Below are 3,115 nucleotides of genomic sequence, written 5' to 3' on the forward strand. Positions count from 1 at the left end.
AGGTCGAGGCCGTCGCGGCTGGCCAGCCGTTCGGCGCGGGCGAGGATGCGCCGGTGCAGGTCGCCGCCGCCGGCGCGCGCCTGGCGGCAGGCCTCGGCGTCCTCCAGCGGGCCGGCCTGCTCCTCGGTCAGGCGCAGGGTTTCGGCGAGCCAGAGGGCTTCGGGGATGGACTCGAGCGGCAAGGGGACTCCATGTCGGCGGGGCTGATGGGCAGAGGATAACCGCTGCGCGCCGGCGCCGGCATCGTCAGCTCCGCTGTCGGCTGCTATCCTCGCGCCCCATGAACACTCCGACGCTCCCCCTCGCCCTGATCGCCGCGCTGGCCGACAACCGCGTGATCGGCATCGACAACCGCCTGCCCTGGCACCTGCCGGCGGACCTCAGGCACTTCAAGGCCCTGACCCTCGGCAAGCCGATCATCATGGGCCGCAAGACCTGGGACTCGCTGGGCCGCCCGCTGCCCGGCCGGCTCAACCTGGTGGTCAGCCGCCAGGCCGGCCTCGCGCTGGACGGCGCCGAGGTGCTGCCCTCGCTCGCGGCGGCCATCGCCCGCGCCGAGCAGTGGGCGCGCGCGCAGGGCGTCGACGAGCTGATGCTGATCGGCGGCGCCGAGCTGTACGCCCAGGGCCTGCCGCTGGCGCAGCGCCTGTACCTGACCCGGGTGCACCTCGCCCCGCAGGGCGATGCCTTCTTCCCCGCGTTCACCGAGGACGACTGGCGGCTGGCCGGGCGCGAGGCGCACGCGGCCGACGGCGAGACGCCGGCGCACGCCTACGAGCGCTGGGAGCGCGCGCAGCCGCTGGCGTGACGGCGCACCGTGGCCTGAGGGGCGCTCAGCCCAGGCCGAATTCTTCCCAGACCTGCGCCGCACCGTGGTGGAGGATGCCGTGGCGGCGCGCCAGCGCCTGGCGGTCGCGGTCGTAGCCGCCGCCGATCACGCAGGCCACCGGGATGTCGCGGGACAGGCAGTGGCGCAGCACCGCCAGGTCGCGCGCGGCGATGCCGGCGTCGCTGAGTTCGAGCAGGCCGAGCACGTCGTCCTTGTGCACGTCCACCCCGGCGTCGTAGAGCACCAGGTCCGGCTGGTAGAGGTGCAGCAGGTAGCCGAGCGCCTCGTCCACCGTCTGCAGGTAGGCGGCGTCGCCCATCCCCGCCGGCAGGTCGAAGTCCCAGTCGCTGCGCGCCTTGCGCGGCGGGAAGTTGCCTTCGCAGTGCAGCGACACGGTCACCGCGTCGCGGCAGTCTTCCAGCAGGGTGGCGGTGCCGTCGCCCTGGTGCACGTCGCAGTCGAAGATCAGCAGGCGGTGCACCCGGCCGCTCTCCAGCAGCTGGCGGGCGACCACCGCCAGGTCGTTGAACACGCAGAAGCCCGAGGGGCGCTCGCGATGGGCGTGGTGGGTGCCGCCGGCCAGATGGCAGGCCAGGCCGTGCTGCAGGGCCAGCTCGGCGGTCAGCAGCGAGCCGCCCTGGGCGCGCAGGGTGCGGCGCACCAGCCCCTCGCTCCACGGCAGGCCGAGCTGGCGCTCCAGCTCGCGCGGCAGCTCGCCGGCGACGAAGCGCTCGATGTAGTCCGCGGCGTGGGTGAGGGCGAGGATGTCGAGCGGGCAGGGCTGCGGGCTGTGCCAGGCGGCCGCCGGCAGGCTGGCGCGCAGGTGCTCGTGGAGCAGGCGATACTTCTCCATCGGGAAGCGGTGCCCGGCCGGCAGCGGCGGGCTGTAGTCGGGGTGGTATACCAGCGGCAGGGGCATGGGCGGCGGCCAGCGGGCGGGACGGAACGGCATTATGCGCTGCGTCGCGGCGCGCCGGGGAGGGAGGCTCGGCCTGCCGTCGGTCGGCGCGTCCTGCGCTGCAACATCGGCCCTCGGCGCAGCCGACAGCCACCGGGAAAATCGTTACCATCGTCACCATTGCACGGTCCCGTGACGCGGCTCCGACCGCCCGGGCGATCATTCCGGCCCGCGCCCGGGGCGCCGGCCTCCCCGCATCTGAAGGAGATACAGCATGACCCAAGTGCTCGACGAGCTGGTGGCCCTGCTCAGCCTGGAAACCATCGAGGAAAACCTGTTCCGCGGCGTCAGCCAGGACCTCGGTTTCCGCCAGCTGTTCGGCGGCCAGGTGATCGGCCAGTCGCTGTCGGCGGCCAGCCAGACGGTGGCGGCGGACCGGCACATGCACTCCATGCACGCCTACTTCCTGCGCCCGGGCGATGCCACCCAGCCGGTGGTCTACCAGGTCGACCGGGTGCGCGACGGCGGCAGCTTCACCACCCGCCGCGTGCTGGCGATCCAGAAGGGCCGGCCGATCTACAGCTGCAGCGTGTCCTTCCAGCAGGAGGAGGAGGGCTTCAGCCACCAGGTGCCGACGATGCCCGACGTGCCGGGGCCGGAGGAACTGCTCTCCGAGCAGGAGCTGTGCGGCGCGCTGGGCTCGGAGCCGGTGGAGGGCATGCGCGAGCGCCTGCACTTCGAGATGCCGATCGAGATCCGTCCGGTCGAGCCGGCCGACGTCGGCCACCCGCAGCCGCGCGCGCCCTACAAGTACCTGTGGGTACGCGCCGCCGGCACGCTGCCGGACAACCCGGCGCTGCACAAGTACCTGATGGCCTACGCCAGCGACTTCGGCCTGCTGACCACCGCGCTGCTGCCCCACGGGGTGTCCTTCTGGCAGCGCTCGATGCAGATCGCCAGCCTCGACCACTCGCTGTGGTTCCACCGCAACGACCTGCGCGCCGACCAGTGGCTGCTGTTCGCCCTGGACAGCCCGTGGGCCGGCAACGGTCGCGGCTTCACCCGCGGCAACATCTTCAACCGCGAGGGCGAGCTGCTCGCCTCGGTGGTCCAGGAAGGCCTGATCCGTCATCGCCCGGACTGGGCCTGAACGTGGCCGGCAGCGCGATGCGCCTGGCGCGGCTGCGCCACTGGGTGTTCGACATGGACGGTACCCTGACCGTCGCCGTGCACGACTTCGCGGCGATCCGTCGTGCCCTGGACATCCCGGCGCAGGACGACATCCTCGCCCACCTGGCCGCGCTGCCGGCGCCGGAGGCGGCGGCCAAGCACGCCTGGCTGCTGGCCCACGAGCGCGAGCTGGCCGAGGCCGCGCGCCCGGCGCCGGG

Annotated in this window: 3 protein-coding genes and 2 pseudogenes; 3 read left to right on the top strand and 2 right to left on the bottom strand. The window is 73.3% G+C overall.

Going from position 1 to position 3,115, the window contains the following annotated elements:
- Nucleotides 1-182, bottom strand: a pseudogene (locus E5198_RS20765) (hypothetical protein); the annotation flags it as partial.
- 98 nt (nt 183-280) lie between these two features.
- Between E5198_RS20765 and E5198_RS20770 the strand changes: the two are divergent.
- Nucleotides 281-808, top strand: a complete 528-nt coding sequence (locus E5198_RS20770) for a dihydrofolate reductase (RefSeq protein WP_136491804.1) — start codon at nt 281-283, stop codon at nt 806-808.
- A 25-nt stretch (nt 809-833) separates the two neighbouring features.
- Here the strand turns inward: E5198_RS20770 and E5198_RS20775 are convergent, their stop codons facing one another.
- Nucleotides 834-1,748, bottom strand: coding sequence for a histone deacetylase (locus tag E5198_RS20775; RefSeq protein WP_136491805.1), 915 nt, complete (start codon nt 1,746-1,748; stop codon nt 834-836).
- A gap of 253 nt (nt 1,749-2,001) precedes the next feature.
- Between E5198_RS20775 and tesB the strand changes: the two genes are divergently transcribed.
- Entirely contained in the window at nt 2,002-2,877 is an 876-nt protein-coding gene (gene tesB, locus E5198_RS20780; RefSeq protein WP_136491806.1) for an acyl-CoA thioesterase II, read from the top strand.
- A 17-nt stretch (nt 2,878-2,894) separates the two neighbouring features.
- Nucleotides 2,895-3,115: pseudogene (locus E5198_RS20785) on the top strand (HAD family hydrolase); the annotation flags it as partial.

This window comes from Pseudomonas sp. A-1 (assembly GCF_004801855.1).
Classification (GTDB): Bacteria; Pseudomonadota; Gammaproteobacteria; order Pseudomonadales; family Pseudomonadaceae; genus Geopseudomonas.

Coding starts and splice junctions, on each gene's coding strand:
- E5198_RS20775 (WP_136491805.1), bottom strand. CDS start 1,748: ATGCCCCTGCCGCTGGTATACCACCCCGACTACAGCCCGCCGCTGCCG.
- E5198_RS20770 (WP_136491804.1), top strand. CDS start 281: ATGAACACTCCGACGCTCCCCCTCGCCCTGATCGCCGCGCTGGCCGAC.
- tesB (WP_136491806.1), top strand. CDS start 2,002: ATGACCCAAGTGCTCGACGAGCTGGTGGCCCTGCTCAGCCTGGAAACC.